This window comes from Geodermatophilus sp. URMC 63, from assembly GCF_053502565.1.
Window position 1 is genome coordinate 3,785,690 of record NZ_CP199956.1, and the last position, 24,433, is coordinate 3,810,122.

Consider the following 24,433-nt stretch of genomic DNA (forward strand, 5'->3'; position numbering starts at 1 on the left):
CCGGTCATCGTCGGTCAGAGCCAGCCGCGGCGCGCGCCGAGCGCGCGGACCGCGGCGTCGAGCTGCGCGGCCACCGCCGACACGTCGGTGTCGGCGTGGGACAGCTGCAGCCGGCCGCCGACGTCGCGCCCCTCGGTGAACAGCCCGCCGCGCCGGTCGACCTCCAGCACGACCTCCACGCCGTGCGGGGAGGCCAGGAAGGTCACCTCGAGCTCGTGGACCCGCCCGCGCAGAGACGACGGCGGCGCGAACTCGACCTCCTGGTGGAACGGCAGCTCGCTGCCGGCCAGCCGGCCCTTCTCGACGTCGGCGCCGCGGAAGGCGAAGCCCAGACCGGTGAGGGCCTGGACAACCGTGCGCTGCACCGGCAGCGGCTCGACGGTCACCGCGTCGAGGTCGCCGGGGTCGCTCCCGCCGGGGATGTCGACCCGTGTCCGCAGGCCGATGGCGACCCCACGCAGCGTCCACCCGTCGACGGCGGTGAACGGGCACTGCCACGGCACGGGCAGGCGGAACGGCACGGCCGCCCGGACGCCCGGCTCGATCCGGCCGGCGCCGGCCACCACGGCGGTGCCGAAGACGACGTCCTCCTTCCACTCGGAGTCACCGCTCTCGACCTCGACGCGCGCCTGCAGCGACACCCGGCACTCGGCGATGTCCTGGGCGACCGCGCCGCCGGTGAGGTGCACGGTGCCGGTGACCGTGCCGCCGGGCGTGGTCACGGGGGAGTCGAGGACGGTGTCGACGCTCGCGTTGCCGGCGCCGAGCTTCGCCATCAGGTTGCGGAAGGCCATGGGGGGAGTGCTCCGTTCGGATCGGGGACGGCGGGCACTCTGACAGCACGTCCGGGACCTGACGAGGGGTTCCCGCGCCGGTCACGAGCCGGGCAGCACCCGCAGGACGAGCAGCGCGACGTCGTCGGCCCGCTGCGGGGCGAGCCGGGCGAGCAGGGCGTCGCAGACCTCCTCCACCGGCAGCTCCGCGAGGTCGCCGGCCGCCGCGAGCAGCCGGTCGACGCCCGCGTCGAGGTCGGCGTCGCGGCGCTCGACGAGGCCGTCGGTGTACAGGACGACGGTCGTCCCGGGCGGCAGCGTCTCCACGCCGTCGCGCCGCGCCCTCACGGGGTCCACCCCGAGCAGCAGGTCGGGGCGGCGGTCGAGCAGCCGGGGCGCGCCGGCGGGCGGCACCACCAGCGGGGGCAGGTGCCCGGCGCTGGACCAGGTGAGCGTCCGCGGGCCGGCGGCGCCCTCCGGGGCCGGGCCGACGCGGGCGAGGACGGCGGTGACCAGGGTGCCCATCCCGAGCGCGGCCAGCGCGCCGTCGAGGACGCCGAGCACCTGCGACGGCGGGCCCGGCACGGCGTGCGCGATGCCGCGCAGCATGTTGCGCAGCTGGCCCATCACCGCGGCGGCCATCCGGTCGTGGCCGGTGACGTCGCCGACCACCAGCGTCGTCGTCCCGCCGGCGGAGGCGAAGGCGTCGTACCAGTCGCCGCCGACCTGGGCCTCCTGCGCCGCGGGCCGGTACCGGACGGCGATGTCCAGGCCGGGCGGGCGGGGCGGGTCGGTGAGCAGCGAGCGCTGCAGCGTCTCGGCGAGGCTGCGGGTGGCCGAGGCGCGGCGGCGCTCCTCCTCGAGGCGGGTGACCCGGTCCAGGGCCTGCGCAGCCTGCGCGGCGAACGCCTCGAGGACCCCGACGTCCCCCTCGCCGAACACCTGCGGCGTGGCCCAGCCGAGGGTCAGCGAGCCCAGCAGGTGGCCTCCGGTGCGCAGCGGCAGGGCGACCCACGCCGCCAGCCCGGGGGACGGGGGCGGCTGCGCGCCGGCGTCGCCCACCAGCACCGTCCGGCCGCGGGCGGCCACTGCCGCGGGGTGCTGGCCGCCGGCGGACACGCCGCGGCCCACCGCCGTGCCGTCCTCGGTGAGGACCAGGTCCCCGGTGCGCGGCTCGGGCAGGGCGAGGGCCAGCAGGTCGGCGTGGAACGCCGCGCGGCCGCCCTCGACCAGCCGGGCGACCAGCTCGGCGCGGTGCTCGGCCGACGCCAGCCCGGACACCGCCGCGGCGAGTCCGGCCAGCGCCCGGGCCGTCCGCCGCTGCCGCTCGCCCAGCGCGCGCAGCTCGGCGTTGGCCTGTTCCAGCTCGCGGGTGCGCGAGAGCAGGTCGGCCTCCACGTCGGCCACCCGGCGACGGCCCGCGTCGGCCCGCTCGCGCGTGCGCACGTAGTCGGTGATGTCCTCGGTCCGGTGCAGCAGGAAGGCGACGCGGCCGTCGTCGTCGAGGACCGGCACGTGCACCGGGCTCCAGTACCGCTCCTCGAAGGTGCCGTCGGGCCGGGGGATGTCGTACTTCTGGATCCGCATCACCACCGGCCGGCCGGTGTCGCGGGCCTCCTCGAGCGTCGTGCGCAGGTTGACCGGCCCGTCGGCCGCGGGGTCGTGGGGTGGCATCGGGAAGACGTCGAACAGGAACCGGCCGACGGTGTCCTCGGGCGTCATCGCCGCGTTCTGCAGCAGCGCCCGGTTGGCCCGCACGATCACCAGGCCGGGGGTGAGCAGCACCAGCGGCACCGGCGCGACGTCGAAGACGCGCACCCAGTCGGCCACCGGCACCTCGCTCACCTCCGTCCCGTGCCCAGGTGCGCCGGACCGGACACGCCGCAGGTCCGGAGAGATAGTTGGACGTCCTACTAGATTCGGCCTACTGTCGGGGCATGGCCTCGCGCGAGCTGCACGTGCCCGTCCACCCCGTCCGGTTCGTCACGGCGGCGAGCCTGTTCGACGGGCACGACGCGGCGATCAACGTCATGCGGCGGCTGCTGCAGAGCCAGGGCGCGGAGGTCGTGCACCTGGGCCACGACCGCTCCGTCGACGCCGTCGTCCGGGCGGCGCTGGAGGAGGACGTGCAGGGCGTCGCCGTCTCCTCCTACCAGGGCGGGCACGTCGAGTACTTCGGCTACCTGGTCGACCGGCTGGCGCAGGCCGGCGCGTCGCACGTCAAGGTCTTCGGCGGCGGCGGGGGCGTCATCGTGCCCGAGGAGATCGCCGCGCTGCGGGAGAGGGGCGTGCGGATCTTCAGCCCGGAGGACGGCGCCCGCCTCGGCCTGCCCGGGATGATCAACGAGCTCATCCGCGCCTGCGACGTCGACCTCGCCGCCGAGGGCCCCGACGTCGAGGCGCTGCTCACCGGCGACCCGCGGGCGCTGGCCCGGGCGATCAGCGTGCTCGAGGCCGGGGCCGACGACGCGCTCGCCGCCCGTGTGCGCGAGGCCGCCGCGGCGCGCACCGTGCCGGTGCTGGGCATCACCGGCACCGGCGGCTCGGGCAAGTCCTCGCTCACCGACGAGCTGCTGCGCCGGCTGCGCCGCGACCAGGAGGACAAGCTGCGGGTCGCCGTCGTCGCGATCGACCCGAGCCGCCGCCGCGGCGGCGGTGCGCTGCTGGGCGACCGGATCCGGATGAACGCGCTGGAGTCCGGCGAGGGCGCGCACACCTTCTTCCGCTCGATGGCCACCCGCACCGCCGGCGCGCAGGTGCCCGAGCACCTCGACGACGTCCTCGCCGCGGTGAAGGCCGCCGGCTTCGACCTCGTCATCGTGGAGACGCCGGGCATCGGGCAGGGCGACGCGGCGATCGTGCCGTTCAGCGACGTCTCGCTCTACGTCATGACGCCGGAGTTCGGCGCGGCCAGCCAGCTCGAGAAGATCGACATGCTCGACCTGGCCGACGTGGTCGCCATCAACAAGTTCGAGCGGCGGGGTGCCGAGGACGCCCGCCGCGACGTCGCTCGGCAGATGGTGCGCAACCGCGAGGCGTTCGGTCAGCCGTGGGAGCAGATGCCGGTGTTCGGCACCAGCGCCGCCCGCTTCGACGACGACGGCGTCACCGCGCTCTACCAGCACCTGCTCGGCCTGCTCACCGACGAGGGGCTGCCGGCCGGCGCGGGGGTCCTGCCGCGGGTCGACGTGCGCGCCTCGACCGGGCTGACCAGCGTGGTCCCCTCGTCGCGGTCGCGGTACCTGGCCGACGTCGCCGACGCCGTCCGCGCGCACCACCGGGTCACCGAGGAGCAGGCCGCCGTCGTCCGCCGCCGGGAGCACCTGACCACCGCCGCGGAGGTGCTCGAGGGCACTGGAGAGGGCACGGCCGCCGAGGCGGCGCGGGAGGCGGCGGAGGCCGCCGCCCGGGAGCTGCTGCCCGAGGTGCGCACGCTGCTGGAGGAGTGGCCGGCGCGGATGGAGCAGTACTCGGGCGACGAGTACGTCTACACGGTGCGCGGCAAGGAGATCCGCACGCCGCTGACCCGCGAGACCCTGTCCGGCACGAAGGTGCCGCGGGTGGCGCTGCCGCGCACGCAGGACGGCGCCGAGCTGCTGCGCTTCCTGCGGCGGGAGAACCTGCCCGGCGCCTTCCCGTACACCGCCGGCGTCTTCCCGTTCAAGCGCGCGGGGGAGGCCCCGGCGCGGATGTTCGCCGGCGAGGGCGACGCGTTCCGCACCAACCGGCGCTTCCGGGTGCTGTCGGCGGGCAACGAGGCCACCCGGCTGTCGACGGCGTTCGACTCGGTGACCCTCTACGGCCGCGACCCCGACCCGCGCCCCGACGTCTACGGCAAGGTCGGCACCTCGGGTGTCTCCATCGCCACGCTCGACGACATGCGGGTGCTCTACGGCGGGTTCGACCTGTGCGCCCCGACGACGTCGGTGTCGATGACCATCAACGGCCCCGCGCCCGCGGTGCTGGCGATGTTCCTGAACACCGCGATCGAGCAGCGCCTCGACCGGTTCCGCGAGGACGAGGGCCGCGAGCCCGACGACGCCGAGGCCGAGGAGATCCGCGCCTGGGTGCTGTCCACCGTCCGCGGCACGGTGCAGGCCGACATCCTCAAGGAGGACCAGGGCCAGAACACCTGCATCTTCTCCACCGAGTTCGCGCTGCGCTGCATGGCCGACATCCAGGCCTGGTTCATCGAGCACTCGGTGCGCAACTTCTACTCGGTGTCGATCTCGGGGTACCACATCGCCGAGGCGGGGGCGAACCCCATCAGTCAGTTGGCCTTCACGCTGGCCAACGGGTTCACCTACGTCGAGGCGTACCTCGCGCGCGGCATGGCGATCGACGACTTCGCGCCCAACCTGAGCTTCTTCTTCTCCAACGGCATGGACGCCGAGTACACGGTGATCGGCCGGGTGGCCCGCCGGATCTGGGCGGTGGCGATGCGCGACCGCTACGGCGCCAACGCCCGCTCGCAGCAGCTGAAGTACCACGTGCAGACGTCGGGCCGGTCGCTGCACGCGCAGGAGATGGACTTCAACGACATCCGCACGACGCTGCAGGCGCTGTGCGCGATCTACGACAACGCCAACTCGCTGCACACCAACGCCTACGACGAGGCGGTGACCACGCCGTCGGAGCACTCGGTGCGCCGGGCGCTGGCCATCCAGATGATCATCGACCGGGAGTGGGGCCTGGCCGGCAACGAGAACCCGCTGCAGGGCTCGGCGGTCGTCGACGAGCTCACCGACCTGGTCGAGGAGGCGGTGCTCGCGGAGTTCGACCGGATCGCCGAGCGCGGCGGCGTGCTGGGCGCGATGGAGACCGGCTACCAGCGCGGCAGGATCCAGGACGAGTCGATGCTCTACGAGCACCGCAAGCACGACGGGTCGCTGCCGATTGTCGGCGTCAACACCTTCCTCGACCCCCACCGGGACGAGGCGCCGCCTAAGCCGGTGGAGCTGGCGCGGGCGACGGAGGCGGAGAAGCAGTCGCAGCTGCAGCGGCTGGCCGACTTCCGGGCCCGGCACGCCGAGGAGGCGCCGGCCGCGCTGGCCCGCCTGCAGGAGGCGGCCACCTCGGGCGGGAACGTGTTCGAGGCGCTGATGGACGCCGTCCGGTCGTGCTCGCTCGGCCAGATCTCCGACGCGTTCTTCGAGGTGGGCGGCCAGTACCGCCGCAACGTCTGACGGAGGACCCCGCTGCCCCCCACCGCTCGCGAGCTCACGGCGGGGCCCTGCAGCGGGGCCGAGGGAGCCGGGAGGGTCGTCCATGGTGCTCGACGGTCGGGTCGCCGCCGTGAGCGGCGCGGGGAGCGGGATCGGCCGGGCGATCGCGCTGCGGCTGGCGGCCGAGGGCGCCGACGTCGTCCTCGCCGGGCGGTCGACCGGCCCCATGGACGAGGTTGCCGAGCAGGTCCGCACGGCGGGCCGGCGGGCCCTGGTCGTCGCGATGGACCTGCGGGACCCGGCGTCGGTCGACGCGGCGGCGCAGGCGGCGGTCGGGGAGTTCGGCCGGGTGGACGTGCTGGTCAACAACAGTGGCATCGCCGGGCCCAGCGCTCCGCTGGTGGAGATGCCGCTGGAGGAGTGGGAGGACACCCTCCGGGTCAACGTGACCGGCACGATGCTGGCCTGCCGGGCCTTCCTCCCGGGCATGATCGCCCGCGGCTCGGGCTCGGTCGTCGTCATCGGATCGGTGACCGGCAAGCGGCCGCTGGTCAACCGGACGCCCTACGCCGCGTCGAAGACGGCGCTCGTCGGCCTGGTCCGCACGCTGGCGTGGGAGCTCGGGTCGTCCGGGGTCCGGGTCAACCTGGTGTCGCCGGGCGGGGTCGAGGGCCCACGGATCGCCTGGGTGCTGGAGCAGCAGGCGGCCTCCCGCGGGATTCCCGTGGAGCAGGCGCGGGCCGAGTTCGCCGGCGGCGCCGCCCTGCAGCGGCTGGTCGACGCCGACGACGTCGCCCACGCCGTCGCGTTCCTCGCGTCGGACCGCGCGGCCGGCATCACGGGGGAGGACCTCAACGTCTCGGCCGGGCTGGTCATGTACTGATGGAGGACCCGGCTGCCCCCCTCCACTCGCTCCGCTCGCGGCGGGACCCTGCAGCGGGGCCGTTCCAGCACGTCACCACCGACGACCTCGGCACGCCGGTCGACCTGCCGCGACCGCCGCGGCGGGTGGTGTCGCTGGTGCCCTCGCTGACCGAGGCGCTGGCGGTCACCGTGCCCGACCGGCTGGTGGGCGCCACCGACTGGTGCACCCACCCGGCCGGCCTCGACGTCGCCCGCGTGCGCGGGACGAAGAACCCCGACCGGGCGGCGATCGCCGCGCTGGCGCCCGACCTCGTCGTCTGCAACCGGGAGGAGAACCGGAAGCTCGACGTCGACCGGCTGCGCGCGGCCGGTGTGGCGGTGTGGGTGACGGTCATCGAGACCGTCGACGAGGCGCTGGCCTCGATGCGCCGGCTGTTCGGCGAGGTGCTCGCGGTGGGGGAGCCGTCCTGGCTGACGGCCGCGGCCGCCGAGTGGTCGCGGCCCACCCCGGAGCCGTCCCGCCGCGTGGCCGTGCCGATCTGGCGGGACCCGTGGATGGTGGTCGGCCCACGCACCTTCACCGGCGACGTGCTGGCCCGGCTCGGCCTGGTCAACGTGTTCGGGTCGGGGGAGGACCGCTACCCGCACGTCTCCGTGGACGACGTCCGGGCGGCGGCCCCCGACGTGGTCCTGCTGCCCGACGAGCCCTACCTGTTCACCACCGACGACGGCCCCGAGGCGTTCCCGGGGCTGCGGTCGGTGCTGGTCTCCGGGCGCGCGCTGACCTGGTACGGCCCCTCGCTGGCGACCGCCCGCCCGGAGCTGCTGGCCGCTCTCGGTCGATGACCGCCGCGCCGGTCGCAGTGTGACGACAGGGTCACTGTCTGGCGGCCCGGTTCTTGGCCCTCGCCCTCGAGGAGTCGTTCGGGACCCGGGAGGCCCATCCCTCCGGCTGGTGGAGCTACGACGGCGACAGTGGGTTCGTCCCCCTGCCGCCGTGGGAGGCGCAGCGACAGCAGCGCCGCTGACCGGCCGACCGGGTCAGCGCACCCGGTCGTAGGTGGTGCAGGTGGCGCCGGTGTCAGAGACGGCGCTGCCGGTCGGCAGCCAGCGGGAGCGGGGCAGGCCGTCGTCGAACAGGCGCGCGCCGCCGCCGAGCACCTCGGGGACCCACACCACGGCCAGCCGGTCGAGGGCGTCGGCGGCCAGGAGCCGGGCGACGACGCCGCCGCCGAGGACCAGGACGTCGCCGCCGCGCTGCCGGCGCAGGTGGGCGGCGACCTGGGAGGCGCCGACCTCGAGCACCCAGCTGTTGCGCCACCCCGGGTCGGTCATCGTGGTGGACAGGACGATCTTCTCGACCGCGTCGACCCAGCCGGCGTAGGCGCGGTCGCGCGGATCGGCCGTGGGGTCCTCGGCCACCGGGGGCCACGCCGCGCGGGAGCGCTCGAACTCCTCCTGGCCCATCAGGGCGGTCGTCGCCGCGGTGTGCAGCCGCTCCCGCTGGTCGAGCACGGCGCCGCTGCGCGCGTGCGGTGCGACCCAGTCCAGGTCCCCGCCGGCGTCGGCGACGCGCCCGTCCAGCGTCGCCCAGACGCTGCCGACGAGGACCCTGCCCGCTGCTCCCGACACGCCGCTCATGAGACCAGTGCCCTCCGGCCGGCACCACCCGGCCGTCCCGTCCCCGGGAGCGACCCGGCCGGAGCCGGTGGCGTGCCACCATGCGGCATGAGCAGCGAGGTCGACGTCGAGGTGACCGCCCTGGCCGTCAACGTCGTCGTCCCGGAGGCGCTGCGCTGGACCGACACCCGGCGCGGTGAGGAGTTCCTGCTGACCACGCTGAACGTCCGGCTCCTGCCGGACGGGCACCTCGCGGCGAAGGCCTACGGCCGGCCGACCGCCGGTGGCCGCGGCGCCTACGTGTCCTTCCCCGTCCCCGACCGGGCGGAGCTGGCGGCCCTGGTGTCCGGGGCCGCCGCCCGCGCCGCGGAGCTGTGGTCCGCCCACCGCGGTCCCGCCTGACCCGGACGGGCGGGACACCCGCGCGCCCGGCGGCCGCGGGCGGGTACCACGCGGGGGACGCCGGGCCGGCGGTCGCGCCCGAGACGGCCGGACCGGCCCCGATCACCGAGACTGCACACGAGTGCTGACCAACCGAGAGGACGTCCCGTGGCCGGTGGACTCGTAGCCCTGTTCGACGACGTCGCGCTGCTCGCGCGTGCCGCTGCCGCCTCGATCGACGACGTCGGGGCCGCCGCCGGGCGGGCCGGCGTGAAGGCCGCCGGCGTGGTGGTCGACGACACCGCCGTCACGCCCCAGTACGTCCGCGGTCTGTCGGCCGACCGCGAGATCCCGATCATCCGGCGCATCGCGGTGGGGTCGCTGCGCAACAAGTTGCTGATCATCCTGCCCGCGATCCTGCTGCTCAGTCAGTTCCTGCCCTGGCTGCTCACCCCGATCCTCATGGTCGGCGGCGCCTACCTCTGCTACGAGGGCGCGGAGAAGGTGTGGCACCGGCTCAGCGGCCACCACGACGACCACGCCTCCGGCGAGGAGGCGATGCCCGACGAGCAGACCATCGTGTCCGGAGCCGTGCGCACCGACTTCATCCTCTCCGCGGAGATCATGGTGATCTCGCTGAACGAGGTGGCTGGGGAGGGCTTCTGGGCGCGGGCGGCCATCCTCGCGATCGTCGGGGTGCTGATCACCGTGCTGGTCTACGGCGTCGTCGGGCTCATCGTGAAGATGGACGACGCCGGGCTGCGGCTGTCCCGGTCGTCGGCGAGGGGCGTGGCCGGGTTCGGCCGCGGACTGGTCAAGGGGATGCCCCGGCTGCTCACCGCCCTCACCGTGGTCGGCACCGCCGCGATGCTGTGGGTCGGCGGGCACATCCTGCTGGTGGGCAGCGACGAGCTCGGGCTGCACGCCGTGTACGGCCTCGTGCACCACCTCGAGGAGGCGGCGCACGAGGCCACCGGGGCCCTCGGCGGGGTCGTGGGGTGGCTGGTCAACACGCTGGCCAGCGCACTCGTCGGGCTCGTCGTCGGCGCGGTCGTCGTCCTGGTCGTGACCCTCGCGCTCCGCCGGCGCAGGGCCGAGCCGGCCGGCCACTGAGCGCGGCAGGGGCGCCGCGCCGGCCGGGCAGGATGGCGGCATGCCGCGGCTGCTCGTCGTCCACCACACCCCGTCGCCGAACCTGCAGGCGGTGCTGGAGGCGGCCCGCGAGGGCGTGGCGATGGTCGAGGAGGCCGAGCTGGTCGAGCGGCCGGCGCTGTCGGCGGGGCCGGCCGACCTGCTCGCCGCCGACGGCGTGCTGCTCGGGACGCCGGCCAACATCGGGTACATGAGCGGCGCGCTCAAGCACTTCTTCGACACCGTCTACTACCCGTGCCTCGACGCCACCGTGGGCCTGCCCTACGGCGTCTGGGTGCACGGCGGCGACGACACCGCCGGCGCGCTCCGGGCCATCGCCACCATCACCGGCGCGCTGCGCTGGAAGCAGGTCGCCGCGCCACTCTCCCTCACCGGCGCGCCGGCGAAGGACGACCTCGAGGCCGTCCGCGAACTCGCCGCGACCGTCGCGGTGAGCCTGTAGCGCCTAGCCTCCGATGGGTGAGCAAGCACCTCGTCGTCATCGGAGGGGACGCCGCCGGCGGCAGCGCGGCGTCGCAGGCCAAGAAGCGGCAGCCCGACCTGGACGTCGTCCTGTTCGAACGCGGGCGGGCGACGTCGTACTCGGCCTGCGGCATCCCTTACTGGATCGCCGGCACCGTGGAGCGCGAGGCCCAGCTGGTCGCGCGCACGCCCGAGCAGCACCGCGCCGCCGGCCTCGACGTCCGGATGCGCACCGAGGTGGTCGGCATCGACACCGACAAGGGGGTCGTGCACTGGCACGACCTGGAGACCGGCGCCGAGGGCACCGAGCCCTACGACGACCTGGTCTACGCCACCGGCAGCGTGCCGATGCGCCCGCCGGTCGAGGGCATCGACGCGCACGGCGTGTACGGCGTGCAGGTGCTCGACGACGGCCTGGCGCTGCGTGCGGAGCTCGACAGCGGGCGGGTGCAGCGGGTGGTCGTCGTCGGCGGCGGCTACATCGGGCTGGAGATCGCCGAGGCCTGCCGGATGCGCGGGCTGGACGTGACCGTCGTCGACCTCTCGGCGCAGCCCGTGGGCACCTTCGACCCCGACGTGGGCGCCGTCATCGCCGAGGCGGTGCGCTGCGAGGGCATCGAGCTGGTGCTCTCCGACGGCGTCGCCGCCATCGACGTCGGCCCCGACGGGCGGGCCCGCGCGGTGGTGACCCAGAGCGGCCGCGAGCTGCCCGCCGACCTCGTCGTCCTCGGCCTGGGGGTGCGGCCCAACGTGCGGCTGGCCCGGGAGGCCGGCATCCCGCTGGGCACCTCCGGCGGCGTCGCCGTCGACCAGCGGATGCGCACCCAGGTGCCCGGCGTGTGGTCGGCCGGCGACTGCGTCGAGTCGGTGCACCGCCTGTCCAAGCAGCGGGTCGTCGTCGCGCTCGGCACCCACGCCAACAAGCAGGGCCGGGTGGCCGGCATCAACATCGGCGGCGGGTACGCCACCTTCCCCGGCGTCATCGGGACGGCGATCACCAAGATCTGCGCCACCGAGGCCGCCCGCACCGGGCTGTCGGAGGCCGAGGCGGAGGCCGCCGGGTACGCCTACGTGACCGCCGCGGTGGACTCCACGACCAAGGCCGGCTACTTCCCGGGCGCGAGCCCCATCCGGGTCAAGATGATCGCCGAGCGCCGCAGCGGGCGGCTGCTGGGCGCCCAGGTCGTCGGCCGGGAGGGCGCGGCCAAGCGGGTCGACGCGCTGGCCATCGCCATCTGGAACGAGATGACCGTCGACGAGGTGCTCTCCCTCGACCTGTCCTACGCCCCGCCGTTCGCGCCGGTGTGGGACCCGGTGCTCATCGCCGCCCGCAAGGCCTTCGAGGCGGTCGAGGCCGACACCCGCGGCTGACGGTCAGCGGAGCGCCGCACCCATCCGCTCGACCACCCGCTCGAGCACCGGCGCCGGCGTGGCGAAGTTCAGCCGCACCGCGCCCCGGCCGGCCGTGCCGCACCGCGCGCCGTCGACCACCGCGACCCCGGCCCGCGCCAGCAGCAGGTCGCCCGGTTCGGCCACGGTCCGTCCCTCGGTGCCGAGGCCCTCCAGCCAGGCGAGGTAGGTGCCCTCCGGCGGGGTGTACCGGACCCCGGGCAGGTGCGTGGCGACGAGGTCGGCGAGCAGGCGGCGGTGCCCGTCGAGGACGACGAGCAGCTCGTCGAGCCAGTCGACGCCGTCGGTGTAGGCCGCGGTGTTGGCGACGGCGCCCAGGGTCGAGGCGCCGTGCTCAACCGGGTGGCCGACCTCGGCCCACAGCGCCGCGTCGGCGTCGTCGGTCAGCACCAGCTGCGCGCACTTGAGCCCCGGGAGGTCCCACGCCTTGGACGCCGAGGTCGCCGTCACCGCCTGCCGCGCGGGCACCTCGCCCAGCGACGCGTAGGGCACGTGCCGGTGCCCCGGGAAGACCAGCGGCGCGTGGATCTCGTCGGCGAACACCCGCCCGCCGTGCCGGTCGACCACCTCGGCGACGGCCAGCATCTCCGCGGCCTCCAGCACCCGGCCGATCGGGTTGTGCGGGTTGCACAGCACCAGCAGGTGCCCGCCCGCGGCGAAGGCGGCGTCGAGCGCGTCGAGGTCGTAGACGAACCGGTTCCCGTCGCGGGCCATCGGCACCTCGAGCACCTCCCGGCCCAGCGCCGGCGGCACCTCCAGGAAGGGCATGTAGGCCGGGGTGGGCAGCACGACCGGCGAGCCGGGGCGGGAGAGGTGGGTGATGGCGGCCGACAGGCCGGCCAGCACGTCGGGCAGCGGCCGCACCCGCTCCGGCGGCACCGCCCAGCCGTGCCGGTCGAGCAGGAAGCCGGCGGTGGCCCGCGCCATGTCCTCGGCCAGCCAGTCGGGCAGGTAGCCGAGCAGCCCGCGTTCGACCGCCTCGTGCAGGGCCCGGGTGACCGCCGGTGCCGTCCCCAGGTCCGACTCGGCCACCCACGCGCCGAGGGCGCCCGGGTGGCGGGTCCACTTCAGCCCGCCGCGTGCGCGCAGTCGCTCGATGAGGTCGTCGGCCACGTGCCGATCCTGCCCGGCTGCGACGATCCGGGCATGGCGCTGCTCGTGGTGGTCAACCGGTCGGCCGGCACGGCGGACGACGAGGCGCTGGACTCCGTGCTCGCCGTCCTCCGGGGGAGCACGGACGTCGAGGTGGCCGCCACCGCCGACGCCGGCGAGCTCGACCGGGTGCTGGCCGGTCTCGACGGCCGCGGGCCGGCTGGCGGGTGCGGGTCACCGTCGACGGCGCGGTGGTGACCGACGGCGACACCCCGGTGCTGATGGCCGGGGTGTGCAACGGCCCGACGATCGGCGGGGGCACCGCGCTGGCACCCGGTGCCGACCCCGGCGACGGGCTGGCCGACGTCGTGGTGAGCACCGCGACCGGGCCGGCGGCGCGGGCGGCGTTCGCCGCGGCCCTGCTCACCGGGCGCCATCCCGCCCGCGACGACGTCGTCGTCCGCGGGCGGGAGGTGACGGTGAGCGGCGAGCCGGTCGAGCTCGACGCCGACGGTGAGCTGCAGGATCCGGTCACCGCGCGCACCTGGCGGCTCGAGCCGGCCGCCTGGTCGGTGCTGGTGCCCTCAGCCCCCGGCCGGTGACCAGCCGAGCAGCGGGCCGAGGCGCTCGGCCGTGTCGGTGAGGATCTGCTCGTAGTCGGCCTCGGCGAAGTCGAACGGCAGTGCGAAGACGACCTCGGTGACCTCGCGGAAGCCGGCGTGGGCGTACAGCGCCTCGGCGACCTGCTCGGAGCTGCCGACGAGGTCCGGGGCGAACAGCAGCCGGCCGGGACCCTGCGGCACGCCGACCCGCGGTGCCCGCGCGGCGGCGTAGGCGGCGTAGCGCTCCCGCTGCTCCGGCGTCGCGGTGTCGGTGGGCACGACCACCAGGCCCTGCGACACGCGCCCGGTGCCGCCGGCCTCCCGGTAGGCGCGGATCTGGCCGGCCTGGATGGCGGCGAAGTCGGTCGACCCCTCCTCGGCGCGCACCACGCTGCTGGTCAGCAGGTTCGTGCCGGCCTGCCCGGCCCACTGCGCCGAGCGGGTGCTGCCGCCGCCGTACCACAGGCGCGAGCGCAGGCCCGGGGAGTGCGGCTGCACCCGGTCGGAGAACTCCTCGACGACGCCCTCGCGCCCGGCGAAGGTGCTGGCGCGCTCGCCGGCGACCAGGCGCAGCAGCCGCTCCACCCGGCCGTAGGAGAAGTCCTCCACCTCCGCGGTGTCGGGGTAGAGGGCCTCCTTCACGTCGTCCCAGTGCATCGGCGGGCCGACGCTGACGCCGGGGTGCAGCCGGCCGCCGGAGAGGACGTCGACGGTGGCGAGGTCCTCGGCCAGCCGCAGCGGGTTCTCCCACGCCAGCGGGGTCACCGCGGTGCCCAGGGCGATCCGCGACGTGCGCTGGGTCAGCGCGGCGAGGACGGCGACCGGCGAGGAGATGCCGTACTGCAGGTGCCGGTGGCGCAGCCAGGCGCTGTCGAGGCCGAGCCGCTCACCGAGCTCGACCATCCGCAGCGTGGTCTCGTGGCCGGCGGCGGGGTCGGCCGGGTCGAACGTGCCGATGGTCAGGAAGCCGAGCTGCTCGAGCGGCGTGCCGGGGGCGGGCATGGGTGCGATCCTGCCCACCCCCGGCCGCTCACCACCCGTCGGGCTCGTCGGCCTCGCTGAGCCAGTCGGTGAAGAAGGCGTCGAGGTCCTGGCCGCTGACCTCCTCGGCGAGGGCGAGCAGATCGGCGGTGGTGACCGTGCCGCCGGCGTGGTCGGCCGTCCACCGGTGCAGCAGCCCGGCGAAGGCGTCGTCGCCGATCTGCTGGCGCAGGGCGTACAGGGCGGCGGCCCCGCGGTCGTAGACAGCGTCGGCGAACAGCCCCTCCCGGCCGGGGTCGGTCAGCGGGACCGTCCAGAAGGCGTCGTCGGCGGGGGTGGCGCGGACGGTGTCGAACTGCTCCTGCGCCGTCGGGCCGCCCCGCGACTCGGTCCACAGCCACTGCGCGTAGGTGGCGAAGCCCTCGTTGAGCCAGATGTCGGCCCAGGTCGCCGGGCTGACGCTGTCGCCGAGCCACTGGTGGGCCAGCTCGTGGGCCACCGTCTCCTCGTCGGGGCGGCCGGAGTAGACCGGGCGGGTCTGGGTCTCCAGCGCGTAGCCGAGGTCCTCGCTGTCGTCGACGATCGAGCCGAACGAGGTGAACGGGTAGGGCCCGAGCACGTCGTCGAAGAAGTCGATCATCGCCGGCTGCAGGTCGAGGACGGCGTCGGTCTCCCGTCCGGCCACGCCGTCGTCGACGAAGTCGAGGATCGGCAGGGAGTCCGGGCCCACGCGGGTGGTGCCGGTGTAGTCGCCGATCGAGGCGGTGGCGAGGTAGCTCGCCATCGGGTCGGCGGCCCGCCACAGGGAGGTCGTCCGACCGTCGGCGGTGGTGGGCTCGCCGACCGGCTCGCCGTTGGCCACGGCCGTCCTGCCCTCCGGGACGGTGATCCGGAAGTCGTAGGTGGCCTTGTCGGTGGGCACGTCGTCCACCGGGAACCAGGTGGGCGCGCCCTCGGGCTCGTTGGCCACCAGCACGCCGTCCGCGACGCGGTAGAAGCCGTAGGGAGCGCCCTCGACGTCGGTGGGCTGCCCGGGCGTGCCGCCGTAGACGACGGTGACCTCGGCGGTGGTGCCGGCGCGCAGCGGCGGCGTGAGCCGCACGACCAGCTCGCCGCCGCGGCCCTCCTCGTCGGGCGGTAGCTGCTCGAACCGCGCCGGCCGCCCGTCGACACGGACCTCCGAGACCTGCAGGCCGCGCAGGTCCAGCGACAGGCTGGCGAGGTCCTGGGTGGTGGTGAGCGTGACGACGGCGGTGCCGTCGAGCCGGCCGTCGGCGGACCAGGACAGGTCCAGCGCGTAGTGCCCGACGTCGTAGCCGCCGTTGCCCGCGGCCGGGAAGTAGGGGTCCCCGCCGGAGGTGCTGCCGTCGACGAACCGGGGCCCGCCCGGCGCCCCGGGGGCTGCGGCGGCCGGCCCGACGGTCAGCGCGAGGGCGGCGGCGGTGGCCAGTGCGGTGGCGGTGGTGCGGGAGGTCCGGTGGCGCATGCCTCTCCTTCCGGCGGCCCCGGGCGGGCCGGCCGGGTCACCGTAGGCGGGTCACGGGAGGGCGTCACCCGGAGGGCCAGCAGCGCGACGTCGTCGTCGGTGGACCCGCGCACGCCGGCGAGCAGCCGGTCGAGCAGGTCGTCCAGCGACCCCCGGTCGTCCCCGGCCAGTGCCCGGCGAGCTGGGTGATGCCGCTGTCGAGGTCGGTGCGGCGGCGCTCGACCAGCCCGTCGGTGTAGAGCAGCAGGGTGCTGCCCGGCGGCAGCGGCGTCCGCCAGGTGGAGCGCGGGCGGGCGGGGTGCAGGCCGACGAGCAGGTCGGGGGGAGAGGTGAGCACCTCGACGGTGCCGTCGGGGAGCGCAGCAGCGGCGGCGGGTGGCCGGCGTTGCTCCACGACAGCACCCGGCCGCCGTCGTCCCCGGGGTCGACGCGGGCCACCACGGCGGTGGCCAGCGCGCCGACCCGCAGCCCGGCCACGGCGGCGTCGAGGCGGCCGAGCGCGTGGGCGGGCGGCTCGCCGGCCTCGAAGGCGAAGCCGCGCAGCATCGCGCGCAGCTGGCCCATGGTCGCCGCGGCGCGCACGTCGTGGCCGGTGACGTCGCCGATGACCAGCACCGGGGCGCCGTCGGAGTCCTCGAAGGCGTCCCACCAGTCGCCGCCCACCTGCGCCCCGGCGCTGCTGGGCAGATAACGGGCGGCCAGCTCCAGCCCGGCCGGGGCGGGCAGCTCGCCGAGCAGGGCCCGCTGCAGCGTGGTGGCGACCGACTCCTGCTCGGCCAGCAGCACGGCGCGGGCGACGGCCTGCGCCGTGTACCGGGCGAGGGCCAGGACGAGGCCCTCCTCGGCGGGGGTGGGCGTGCGGGGCCGGTCCCAGACCAGGCTGAGCGTGCCGGGTACGTCGCCGGCCACCAGCAGCGGCAGGTGCGCCGACGCCTCGAAGCGCACCGGCGCCTCGGTCGCCGACCAGATGACTGATTCCAGAGGATCGGCGGGGCCGCTCAGCGCGGCAGGCGGCCCAGCAGGTGGAACTCCGGGTTGGGCGGGATCGCCGCGAAGTGCGCGAGCCGGTTGGACAGCGCGAAGAAGGCGGTGATCGCGCCGACGTCCCACACGTCGTCCTCGGTCAGGCCGTGCGCGCGCAGCCGGTCGAGGTCCTCCGGTGTCACCGCCGCCGGGTCGGTGGACAGCCGGACGGCGACGTCGAGGATCGTGCGCTGCCGGTCGTCGAGCGGGGCCTTGCGCCAGTCGACGGCGACCAGGTCGGCCAGGAGCGGGTCGCGCATCCGGATGCGGGCGATGGCGCCGTGCGCGACGACGCAGTAGGCGCAGTCGTTGGCGGCGCTGGTGGCGACGACGATCAGCTCGCGCTCGCCGGTGGACAGGCCGGGGGTGTCCTTGTCCATCAGCGCGTCGTGCATGGCGAAGAACGCCCGCGCCTCGTCCGGCCGCCAGGCCAGGGCGGCGAAGACGTTGGGCAGGAAGCCCGAGCGCTCCTGCACGTCGGCGTAGCGCTCGGCGAGGTCGCCGGGCAGGCCGGCGGGGTCGGCGACGGGGAAGCGGCTGATCGGCTGCGAGGTGTCGGTCACCGGCTCAGCGTGCCGTGTGACGACTCCCCGTGTCCCGGCGTGGCGGCGCGCGGGCGCGGGGGACGACGGCCCGGGACGCGGGCGACGGCGCGGACCCCGCGTGGTGTCTGACACGTCGTCGGCAGGCGACGGGGGAGCCCGGGCCGGCGGACGGTCGCTCAGCCGGGAGGCGCCACCGTGAGGGTCACCCCGTCGGCCAGCCGGTAGGGCGCCGTCCCGACCAGGTCGCCGACCACCCGGCGCAGCCGCGACACCTCCGCGCGGGCGGAGACGACGTGCTGGTCGTCGCCGAACAGGCCCTGGCTCAGCGCGCCGGCCGACAACCCGGCCCGGCCGGCGCCGGCGACGAGGACGAGCACCTGCGCCTGCCGCCGGGTCAGCGCCGCCGTCCACGGCGCTCCGCCGGCGCGCACCCGCAGCACGGGGGTGCCGGTGAGGTCGAGCTCGGCGGCCACCGGCTCGCGCGCGCCGCGCGGCCGCACCAGCCAGCCCTCGGCGAGCCGCTCGGGCGTGCACAGCCCCAGCCCGGCGACGGCCATCACCCGGTCGGCCCGCGGGGCGGCCACCCGCGGCCGGACGGCGACGCCGGAGGCGTGGGCCACCCAGCCGTCGTCGTCGACCAGCAGCAGCGGCCCGCGGACGCCGGTCAGCACCGGGTCGGCGCTGCGCCGCAGCCGTTCCAGCCGCTGCTCGTGCCGCCACGCCAGCCGCGACTCGGCCAGCCGCACCGACGTCTCGACCAGCGCGCCGATGGCCGGGTGCAGCGTGAGCGCCGGGCCGCTGACGTCGACGACGCCCAGCAGCTCCCCGGTGACCGGCGAGTGGATCGGCGCGGCGCTGCAGTACCACGGGTGCTGCGCCTGCTCGAAGTGCTCGGCGGAGAACAGCTGCACCGGCGCGGCCTCGGCCAGGGCCGTGCCGATGGCGTTGGTGCCCACGGCCGCCTCGGTCCAGGTGGCGCCCTCGGCGAACCCCAGCCGGTCGGCGCGCAGCCGGATGGCGGCCGCGCCCTCCCGCCAGAGGACGACCCCGTCGGCGTCGGTGACCACGACGAGGAAGTGCGAGGCGTCGGCGACGCTGACCAGCACCTGCCGCAGCTCGTCGACCACGAGCGACAGCGCCGACCGTCGCCGCCGGGCCTCGACCGCGTCCGGCGACAGCGGGTCGCGGGCGTTCGGCCGGGCTGGGTCCAGGCCCATGCCGAGCACCCGGGACCAGGAGCGCTGCACCACCCGGCGTGGGGCGACCGGAGGCCGGCCGCCGCCGATGACCGCGTCGTGCACGCGGGTGAGGACCCGGGCGTGCCGGGAGAGGTCCGTCCCGGGTGAGACCGCCGACCAGCCGGTCACCAGCACCTCCGTGCAATCCGCTGCAACGCTCCCGCCCGCAGCGGTGGTGCGCTGTGCTCCCCATCACACCACGTGCGCGAGTGCCGTGCGCACGACCGCAGTCAGGACGACGGCGAGGAGGCCACCTCCATGACGCAGACGCTCGACGCGCCGCCCACCGGCGCAGCCCAGCGGGCACGGGACTGGTTCACCGGCTTCGAGGACGCGCTGCGCGCCCGCGACGTCGCCCGCGCCGCGGGGATGTTCGCGCGCACCAGCTTCTGGCGCGACCTGGTGGCGTTCACCTGGAACATCACCACGGTCGAGGACCCCGCCGGCGTGACCGACCTGCTCACCGCCACCCTCGACCGCACCGACCCGTCGGGCTTCGCGGTCAGCGAGGAGCCGGAGGAGGCCGACGGCGTCACCACCGCCTGGTTCACCTTCGAGACGGCGGTCGGCCGTGGCCGGGGCCTGGTGCGGCTGGTCGAGGAGGACGGCCGGCCCCGGGCCTGGACGTTCCTCACCACGCTGTACGAGCTCACGGGCCACGAGGAGCCGCGCGGGCCGGGCCGGCCCAAGGGCGCCGAGCACGGCGTCAACCGCGAGCGGCAGACCTGGGCCGAGCGCCGGGCCCGCGAGGCGGCCGAGCTCGGCGTCACCACCCAGCCCTTCGTGCTCGTCGTCGGCGGCGGGCAGGGCGGCATCGCGCTGGGCTCACGGCTGCGGCAGCTCGACGTCCCCGCGCTCGTCGTCGACAAGCGGGCCCGCCCCGGCGACCAGTGGCGCAGCCGCTACAAGTCGCTGTGCCTGCACGACCCGGTCTGGTACGACCACCTGCCCTACCTGCCCTTCCCCGACAACTGGCCGGTGTTCGCCCCCAAGGACAAGATCGGCGACTGGCTCGAGTCGTACGTGAAGGTCATGGAGGTGCCCTACTGGGGCAGCACCGAGGTGCGCAGCGCGCAGTACTCGCCGGAGGACGGCGAGTGGACCGTCGAGCTGGTCCGCGACGGGCAGCCGCTGACGTTGCGGCCCAAGCACCTGGTGCTGGCGACCGGGATGAGCGGCAAGCCCAACGTGCCGGTGATCCCCGGGCAGGACGTGTTCCGCGGCGAGCAGCACCACTCCTCGGCCCACCCGGGCCCCGACGGGTACGCCGGCAAGAAGGTCGTCGTCATCGGCAGCAACAACTCCGCCTTCGACATCTGCGGCGCGCTGTGGGAGCACGGCGCCGACGTGACGATGGTGCAGCGCACCTCGACGCACATCGTCAAGAGCGACAGCCTCATGGAGATCGGCCTCGGCGCGCTCTACAGCGAGGAGGCGGTGGCCAACGGGGTCACCACGGAGAAGGCCGACCTGGTGTTCGCCTCCATCCCGTACAAGATCATGCACGAGTTCCAGATCCCGCTCTACGAGCAGATGAGGGAGCGCGACGCCGACTTCTACCGCCGCATGGAGCACGCCGGCTTCTGGCTGGACTGGGGCGACGACGGGTCGGGCCTGTTCATGAAGTACCTGCGCCGCGGCTCGGGCTACTACATCGACGTGGGTGCCGCCGACCTGGTGGCGAACGGCGAGGTGGAGCTGGCGCACGGGCAGGTCGACCACCTCACCGAGGACGCGGTCGTCCTCGAGGACGGCACCGAGCTGCCCGCCGACCTCGTCGTCTACGCCACCGGCTACGGGTCGATGAACGGCTGGGCGGCCGACCTGATCAGCCAGGAGGTCGCCGACAAGGTGGGCAAGGTGTGGGGCCTGGGGTCGGACACCACCAAGGACCCCGGCCCCTGGGAGGGCGAGCAGCGCAACATGTGGAAGCCCACCCAGCAGGAGGCGCTGTGGTTCCACGGCGGCAACCTGCACCAGTCGCGGCACTACTCGCTCTACCTGGCGCTGCAGCTCAAGGCCCGGCACGCCGGGATCCCGACACCGGTCCACGGCCTGCAGGAGGTGCACCACACCCGCTGAGCAGCCCGGCGCCGGGGGAGCAGCCCGCCCCCGGCGCCGGTGCTCCCGCGGCGCTACTGTCGGCCGGTCGCCGCCGAGCCAGCCGCGGGAGTCGCATGAACCTCGAGAAGGTGGTCTTCGGGTTCTTCGTGGTGCTCGCCGCCACGCTGAACTTCGGCTTCTTCGTCGGCGACATCGACGACCCCACGCTGCACAACGTCTACGAGCTGTTCGCCGCGGTGGTGGTCAACCTGATCGCCACGGTGCTCAAGTTCGGCGACCGGACCCAGATCGGCGCCGTCCACCTGGCCACCAGCCTGGTGGCCGACCTGCAGCTGATCGCGGCCTCGCTCACCTGGGCCTGGGCGCAGTACATCTCGAGCGAGGGGCTGACCGCCGGGGCGACGGCCAGCATGGTCTCGCTCTCGGGCGGTGCGCTGCTGGCCAACGTCGTCTCCATCGTCCTGCTGGTCGTGGAGACCGTCTCCTTCCAGCGGCACTGACCGGTGGCCAGCGCAGCCCGGGCCGGCCGGCGCGGACGACGGCGGATGCCGGTCGTACCGCGGGCCGAGGGGTCGGCCACGGTGTTCGTGGTCCTGCGGCGCATGCGCGCCCCGCTCATCACGCTCATCGTCATCTTCGCCGTCAGCGTGCTGGGCCTGTCGCTGATCCCGGGGGTGGACGCCGAGGGGCAGCCGGCGCGGATGAGCGTGTTCGACGCCTTCTACGTCATGAGCTACACGGCGACGACGATCGGCTTCGGCGAGATCCCCAACGCGTTCTCCTACGCGCAGCGGATGTGGGTGACCGTCACCATCTACCTGAGCGTCATCGGCTGGGCCTACGCGATCGGCGCCCTGCTGGCGCTGCTGCAGGACCGGGCGTTCCGGCACGCGCTGGCCCTGCGGCACGTCTCGCGCAAGGTGACGGGGCTGCGCGAGCCGTTCCTGCTCATCGCCGGCTACGGGGAGACCGGTGAGACCCTCGGGCGCGCCTTCGACACGCTGGGCCGCCGGTTCACCGTCGTGGACATCGCCGACGCCCGCATCGACGCCCTCGAGCTCAACACCTCCCACGCCGACGTCCCGGGCGTGGTCGGCGACGCGCGCGACGCGCACGTGCTCGGCGTCGCCGGCCTCGGGCACCCGTACTGCGAGGGCGTGCTGGCCCTCACCAACGACGACGAGGCGAACCTGGCGGTCACGATGGCGGCGGCCCTGCTGCGCCCCGACCTGACCGTGGTCACCCGCACGACCTCGTCGGTGGTGGCCGAGCGGATGCGCACCTTCGGCCGGCCGACGGTCATCAACCCCTTCGACCGGTTCGGTGACCACCTGCGGCTGGCCCTGCGCGCCCCGGCGTCCTACCAGCTCACCACCTGGCTGGAGAGCGGTCCCGGCGCGGAGCTGCCGCCGCGTGCCGACGCCCCGGCCCCCGGCCGGTGGGTGGTGTGCGGCTACGGCCGGTTCGGCCGGCAGTTCGCCGCCGACCTGAGCGCCGAGGGCCTGGAGGTCACCACCGTCGACCCGCACGACGACGAGGCCACGGTGCTCGGCGACGCGTCGGAGCCCGGGGTGATCCGGCGGGCCGACCTCGTGACCGCGGTCGGCCTGGTCGCCGGCACCGACAACGACACCACCAACCTCTCCCTGGTCGCCGAGGCGCGGCGCGCCAACCGGGAGCTGTTCATCGCCGCGCGGCAGAACCAGCCGACCAACGCGGCACTGTTCGCCGCCATGGAGCCCGACGCGCTGCTCGTCCCCACCCAGGTCGTCGCCCACGACGCCTACGCCCGGCTGAGCACCCCGCTGCTGTGGCGCTTCCTGCGGGAGCTGCCGGGGCAGACCGACGAGTGGTCGGCCGGGGTCGTCGACCGGCTGGTCGACGCCTGCGGCAGGCACCTCGAGCCGCTGTGGAAGGTGCGGCTCACCGCGACCGAGGCGCCGGCACTCTGGCCCTGGTTGACCGCGAGGCGGCTGCAGCTCGGCGACCTGCTGCGCAGCCCCGCGCAGCGGGAGGAGCCCCTGGCGGTGGTGCCCCTGCTGGTGCTGCGCGACGACGAGGCCCTGCTCGCCCCGGGCGCGGACCTCGTGCTCGCACCGGACGACCAGCTGCTGTGCGCCGGGCGGGCCTCGACGCGCCGGGCGCTGGAGACGACGTTCCTGGTCGACGGTGTCGTGGAGTACCTGGTCACCGGCCGCCAGGTGCCGACAAGCTGGATCTGGCGGCGGCTGTCCCGGTCGACGCCGATACCGGAGCCGACGCGCGTCCCCTGAGCCGGGCCGCTCGGCGTGGACCGCACCGGCCGGGGTAGGAGGCACCCCGGGTACGGGGAGCGGCAGCTGGGGGACGCATGGCGGACCGAGGGCTCGGCCGACGGCTCATGGACGTCCTCCCCGGGCGCGGGGACGCGGTCCGGGCGCCGGAGCTGCGCACCGACGAGGGCCGCTCGGCCTCCCGCCTGGAGCTGTTCTTCGACCTGGCCTTCGTCCTGGTCGTGGCGGAGCTGGCCATCGCGCTGCGCGAGGACGTGACCTGGCACGGCTTCGCCGTCTTCGCTGGGCTGTTCACCACGGTGTGGTGGTCGTGGGTGAGCTCGACGCTGTACGCCAACCGGTTCGACCACGACGACGTCGTCTACCGGCTGTACAAGCTCGGCAGCATGGCCGCCGTCGTGGGGCTCGCGGCCTCGGCGTCGGAGGCGACCGGGGAGCGGTTCGCCGCCTTCGCCGTCTGCCACGTGCTGCTGCGGCTCATGCTGGTGCTGCAGTACCACCGGGCGTACCGGCACGTGCCCTCCGCGCGGCCGATCACCCGGCTCTACCTGGCCGGCGCGGGCGCGGGAGCGGTCCTGTGGGCGGTCTCGCTGGCCGTGCCCCGGCCGGCGGGGTTCGCCCTGTGGGCCGCCGCGGTCCTGGTCGAGGCGCTCGTCCCGCTGCTGGCCACCCGGTCCTCGGCCGACGTCCCGCTGCACGTCGAGCACCTGCCCGAGCGCTTCGCGCTGTTCGTCATCCTCGTCCTGGGCGAGCCGGTGGCCGGGGTGGCGCACGGGCTCTACGACGCCGGCTGGTCCGGCGCGGCCCTGCCGGTCGCGCTGGTCACCTTCCTCCTCGCCGCGGCCCTGTGGTGGAGCCACTTCGACCTGACCGGTGCCCGCATCAAGCAGCTGCTCGGCGAGGCCGGGGAGTCCAACAGCGCGCACTCCCACGACGTCTACGTCTTCGGGCACCTGCCGCTCACCCTCGGGGTGGCCACCGTCGGCGCGGGAGCCGAGCTGGCCGTCGTGGAGGCCTCGGCCGGTGAGGTCCCGGCCGGGACCCGGCTGCTGCTCGCCGGCGGGGTGGCCCTGTACCTGGTGTCGGCGAGCGTCACGACGTCGGCCATGACGGACGACGCGCGCCGCCGCTGGTACTGGCCGGTGGCGGCCGGGGCGGTCGCCCTGCTCGACGCGCTCCTCGAGCTGCCGGCCGTCGTCGTGGTCGGCGCGCTGGCCGCGTTGCTCGTCGTGGTGGTGGCGGCGGGCTGGGTGGAGCGGTCGGCGGAGCGGACGGCGACCGGGGAGGTCTGAGCCCGGGCCG

Annotated in this window: 21 protein-coding genes and 1 pseudogene; 13 read left to right on the forward strand and 9 right to left on the reverse strand. The window is 75.2% G+C overall.

The annotated features are described in order from the left end of the window. Positions 1–14: 14 nt before the first annotated feature. Positions 15–794, reverse strand: a complete 780-nt coding sequence (locus tag ACWIZO_RS18555) for a sporulation protein (protein WP_448639124.1) — start codon at positions 792–794, stop codon at positions 15–17. Between the two features lie 81 nt (positions 795–875). Continuing rightward, a complete protein-coding gene (locus ACWIZO_RS18560; RefSeq protein ID WP_448639125.1) occupies positions 876–2,618 on the reverse strand; it encodes a SpoIIE family protein phosphatase in 1,743 nt (580 codons plus the stop codon). A gap of 92 nt (positions 2,619–2,710) precedes the next feature. Here ACWIZO_RS18560 and icmF point away from each other — a divergent pair, with 92 nt between their 5' ends. The 3 genes from icmF (at position 2,711) to ACWIZO_RS18575 (ending at position 7,648) form a co-directional block, all read left to right on the forward strand. Next, complete coding sequence (gene icmF, locus ACWIZO_RS18565) at positions 2,711–5,959, forward strand: fused isobutyryl-CoA mutase/GTPase IcmF (protein WP_448639126.1); 3,249 nt, start codon at positions 2,711–2,713, stop codon at positions 5,957–5,959. An 82-nt stretch (positions 5,960–6,041) separates the two neighbouring features. Further along, positions 6,042–6,821, forward strand: a complete 780-nt coding sequence (locus tag ACWIZO_RS18570; RefSeq protein WP_448639127.1) for an SDR family NAD(P)-dependent oxidoreductase — start codon at positions 6,042–6,044, stop codon at positions 6,819–6,821. Then, positions 6,821–7,648 (forward strand): helical backbone metal receptor, encoded by an 828-nt coding sequence (locus tag ACWIZO_RS18575; RefSeq protein ID WP_448639128.1) that lies wholly within the window; start codon positions 6,821–6,823, stop codon positions 7,646–7,648. Before ACWIZO_RS18570 ends, ACWIZO_RS18575 begins: the two co-directional genes overlap by 1 nt. A gap of 195 nt (positions 7,649–7,843) precedes the next feature. Here the strand turns inward: ACWIZO_RS18575 and ACWIZO_RS18580 are convergent, their stop codons facing one another. Then, a complete protein-coding gene (locus ACWIZO_RS18580) occupies positions 7,844–8,443 on the reverse strand; it encodes a dihydrofolate reductase family protein (protein ID WP_448639129.1) in 600 nt (199 codons plus the stop codon). A gap of 87 nt (positions 8,444–8,530) precedes the next feature. Here ACWIZO_RS18580 and ACWIZO_RS18585 point away from each other — a divergent pair, with 87 nt between their 5' ends. The 4 genes from ACWIZO_RS18585 to ACWIZO_RS18600 all read left to right on the forward strand — a co-directional run bounded on the left by ACWIZO_RS18585 (position 8,531) and on the right by ACWIZO_RS18600 (position 11,788). Further along, positions 8,531–8,824 (forward strand): hypothetical protein, encoded by a 294-nt coding sequence (locus tag ACWIZO_RS18585; RefSeq protein ID WP_446760258.1) that lies wholly within the window; start codon positions 8,531–8,533, stop codon positions 8,822–8,824. A gap of 147 nt (positions 8,825–8,971) precedes the next feature. Beyond that, the gene (locus ACWIZO_RS18590; protein ID WP_448639130.1) at positions 8,972–9,916 is read left to right on the forward strand and encodes a DUF808 domain-containing protein; all 945 of its coding nucleotides are present in this window, start codon (positions 8,972–8,974) and stop codon (positions 9,914–9,916) included. A gap of 40 nt (positions 9,917–9,956) precedes the next feature. Then, positions 9,957–10,397, forward strand: coding sequence for a flavodoxin family protein (locus tag ACWIZO_RS18595; RefSeq protein ID WP_448639131.1), 441 nt, complete (start codon positions 9,957–9,959; stop codon positions 10,395–10,397). A gap of 17 nt (positions 10,398–10,414) precedes the next feature. Beyond that, positions 10,415–11,788: an FAD-dependent oxidoreductase gene (locus ACWIZO_RS18600; RefSeq protein ID WP_448639132.1), complete on the forward strand. Its 1,374-nt coding sequence runs from the start codon at positions 10,415–10,417 to the stop codon at positions 11,786–11,788. 3 nt (positions 11,789–11,791) lie between these two features. Here the strand turns inward: ACWIZO_RS18600 and ACWIZO_RS18605 are convergent, their stop codons facing one another. Further along, positions 11,792–12,940, reverse strand: coding sequence for a MalY/PatB family protein (locus tag ACWIZO_RS18605; protein ID WP_448639133.1), 1,149 nt, complete (start codon positions 12,938–12,940; stop codon positions 11,792–11,794). Between ACWIZO_RS18605 and ACWIZO_RS18610 the strand changes: the two genes are divergently transcribed. Next, positions 12,941–13,177: a hypothetical protein gene (locus ACWIZO_RS18610; protein WP_448639134.1), complete on the forward strand. Its 237-nt coding sequence runs from the start codon at positions 12,941–12,943 to the stop codon at positions 13,175–13,177. After that, on the forward strand, positions 13,147–13,521 hold the full coding sequence (locus ACWIZO_RS18615; protein WP_448639135.1) for a diacylglycerol/lipid kinase family protein: 375 nt from the start codon (positions 13,147–13,149) through the stop codon (positions 13,519–13,521). Before ACWIZO_RS18610 ends, ACWIZO_RS18615 begins: the two co-directional genes overlap by 31 nt. Here the strand turns inward: ACWIZO_RS18615 and ACWIZO_RS18620 are convergent. The 5 genes and pseudogenes from ACWIZO_RS18620 to ACWIZO_RS18640 all read right to left on the reverse strand — a co-directional run bounded on the left by ACWIZO_RS18620 (position 13,504) and on the right by ACWIZO_RS18640 (position 18,923). Further along, the gene (locus tag ACWIZO_RS18620) at positions 13,504–14,523 is read right to left on the reverse strand and encodes an LLM class flavin-dependent oxidoreductase (protein WP_448639136.1); all 1,020 of its coding nucleotides are present in this window, start codon (positions 14,521–14,523) and stop codon (positions 13,504–13,506) included. The two genes, ACWIZO_RS18615 and ACWIZO_RS18620, sit on opposite strands and share 18 nt — an antisense overlap. A gap of 28 nt (positions 14,524–14,551) precedes the next feature. Then, positions 14,552–15,988 (reverse strand): M1 family metallopeptidase, encoded by a 1,437-nt coding sequence (locus ACWIZO_RS18625; RefSeq protein ID WP_448639137.1) that lies wholly within the window; start codon positions 15,986–15,988, stop codon positions 14,552–14,554. 64 nt (positions 15,989–16,052) lie between these two features. Beyond that, positions 16,053–17,098: pseudogene (locus ACWIZO_RS18630) on the reverse strand (PP2C family protein-serine/threonine phosphatase). After that, the gene (locus tag ACWIZO_RS18635; RefSeq protein WP_448639138.1) at positions 16,987–17,574 is read right to left on the reverse strand and encodes a peroxidase-related enzyme; all 588 of its coding nucleotides are present in this window, start codon (positions 17,572–17,574) and stop codon (positions 16,987–16,989) included. The pseudogene ACWIZO_RS18630 and the gene ACWIZO_RS18635 overlap by 112 nt, the downstream one beginning before the upstream one ends. Before the next feature lie 158 nt (positions 17,575–17,732). Further along, positions 17,733–18,923, reverse strand: a complete 1,191-nt coding sequence (locus ACWIZO_RS18640) for a GAF domain-containing protein (RefSeq protein ID WP_448639139.1) — start codon at positions 18,921–18,923, stop codon at positions 17,733–17,735. 129 nt (positions 18,924–19,052) lie between these two features. Between ACWIZO_RS18640 and ACWIZO_RS18645 the strand changes: the two genes are divergently transcribed. From ACWIZO_RS18645 to ACWIZO_RS18660, 4 genes are all read left to right on the forward strand, one after another. Then, entirely contained in the window at positions 19,053–20,876 is a 1,824-nt protein-coding gene (locus tag ACWIZO_RS18645; RefSeq protein ID WP_448639140.1) for a flavin-containing monooxygenase, read from the forward strand. Between the two features lie 95 nt (positions 20,877–20,971). After that, on the forward strand, positions 20,972–21,358 hold the full coding sequence (locus ACWIZO_RS18650) for a DUF6394 family protein (protein ID WP_448639141.1): 387 nt from the start codon (positions 20,972–20,974) through the stop codon (positions 21,356–21,358). Between the two features lie 45 nt (positions 21,359–21,403). Beyond that, a complete protein-coding gene (locus ACWIZO_RS18655) occupies positions 21,404–23,131 on the forward strand; it encodes a potassium channel family protein (RefSeq protein WP_448639142.1) in 1,728 nt (575 codons plus the stop codon). Positions 23,132–23,208: 77 nt separating this feature from the next. Beyond that, a complete protein-coding gene (locus ACWIZO_RS18660; RefSeq protein WP_448639143.1) occupies positions 23,209–24,423 on the forward strand; it encodes a low temperature requirement protein A in 1,215 nt (404 codons plus the stop codon). The last annotated feature ends 10 nt before the right edge of the window (positions 24,424–24,433 follow it).

Coding starts and splice junctions, on each gene's coding strand:
- ACWIZO_RS18555 (WP_448639124.1), bottom strand. CDS start 794: ATGGCCTTCCGCAACCTGATGGCGAAGCTCGGCGCCGGCAACGCGAGC.
- icmF (WP_448639126.1), top strand. CDS start 2,711: ATGGCCTCGCGCGAGCTGCACGTGCCCGTCCACCCCGTCCGGTTCGTC.
- ACWIZO_RS18570 (WP_448639127.1), top strand. CDS start 6,042: ATGGTGCTCGACGGTCGGGTCGCCGCCGTGAGCGGCGCGGGGAGCGGG.
- ACWIZO_RS18575 (WP_448639128.1), top strand. CDS start 6,821: ATGGAGGACCCGGCTGCCCCCCTCCACTCGCTCCGCTCGCGGCGGGAC.
- ACWIZO_RS18580 (WP_448639129.1), bottom strand. CDS start 8,443: ATGAGCGGCGTGTCGGGAGCAGCGGGCAGGGTCCTCGTCGGCAGCGTC.
- ACWIZO_RS18585 (WP_446760258.1), top strand. CDS start 8,531: ATGAGCAGCGAGGTCGACGTCGAGGTGACCGCCCTGGCCGTCAACGTC.
- ACWIZO_RS18595 (WP_448639131.1), top strand. CDS start 9,957: ATGCCGCGGCTGCTCGTCGTCCACCACACCCCGTCGCCGAACCTGCAG.
- ACWIZO_RS18620 (WP_448639136.1), bottom strand. CDS start 14,523: ATGCCCGCCCCCGGCACGCCGCTCGAGCAGCTCGGCTTCCTGACCATC.
- ACWIZO_RS18625 (WP_448639137.1), bottom strand. CDS start 15,988: ATGCGCCACCGGACCTCCCGCACCACCGCCACCGCACTGGCCACCGCC.
- ACWIZO_RS18645 (WP_448639140.1), top strand. CDS start 19,053: ATGACGCAGACGCTCGACGCGCCGCCCACCGGCGCAGCCCAGCGGGCA.
- ACWIZO_RS18650 (WP_448639141.1), top strand. CDS start 20,972: ATGAACCTCGAGAAGGTGGTCTTCGGGTTCTTCGTGGTGCTCGCCGCC.
- ACWIZO_RS18655 (WP_448639142.1), top strand. CDS start 21,404: ATGCCGGTCGTACCGCGGGCCGAGGGGTCGGCCACGGTGTTCGTGGTC.
- ACWIZO_RS18660 (WP_448639143.1), top strand. CDS start 23,209: ATGGCGGACCGAGGGCTCGGCCGACGGCTCATGGACGTCCTCCCCGGG.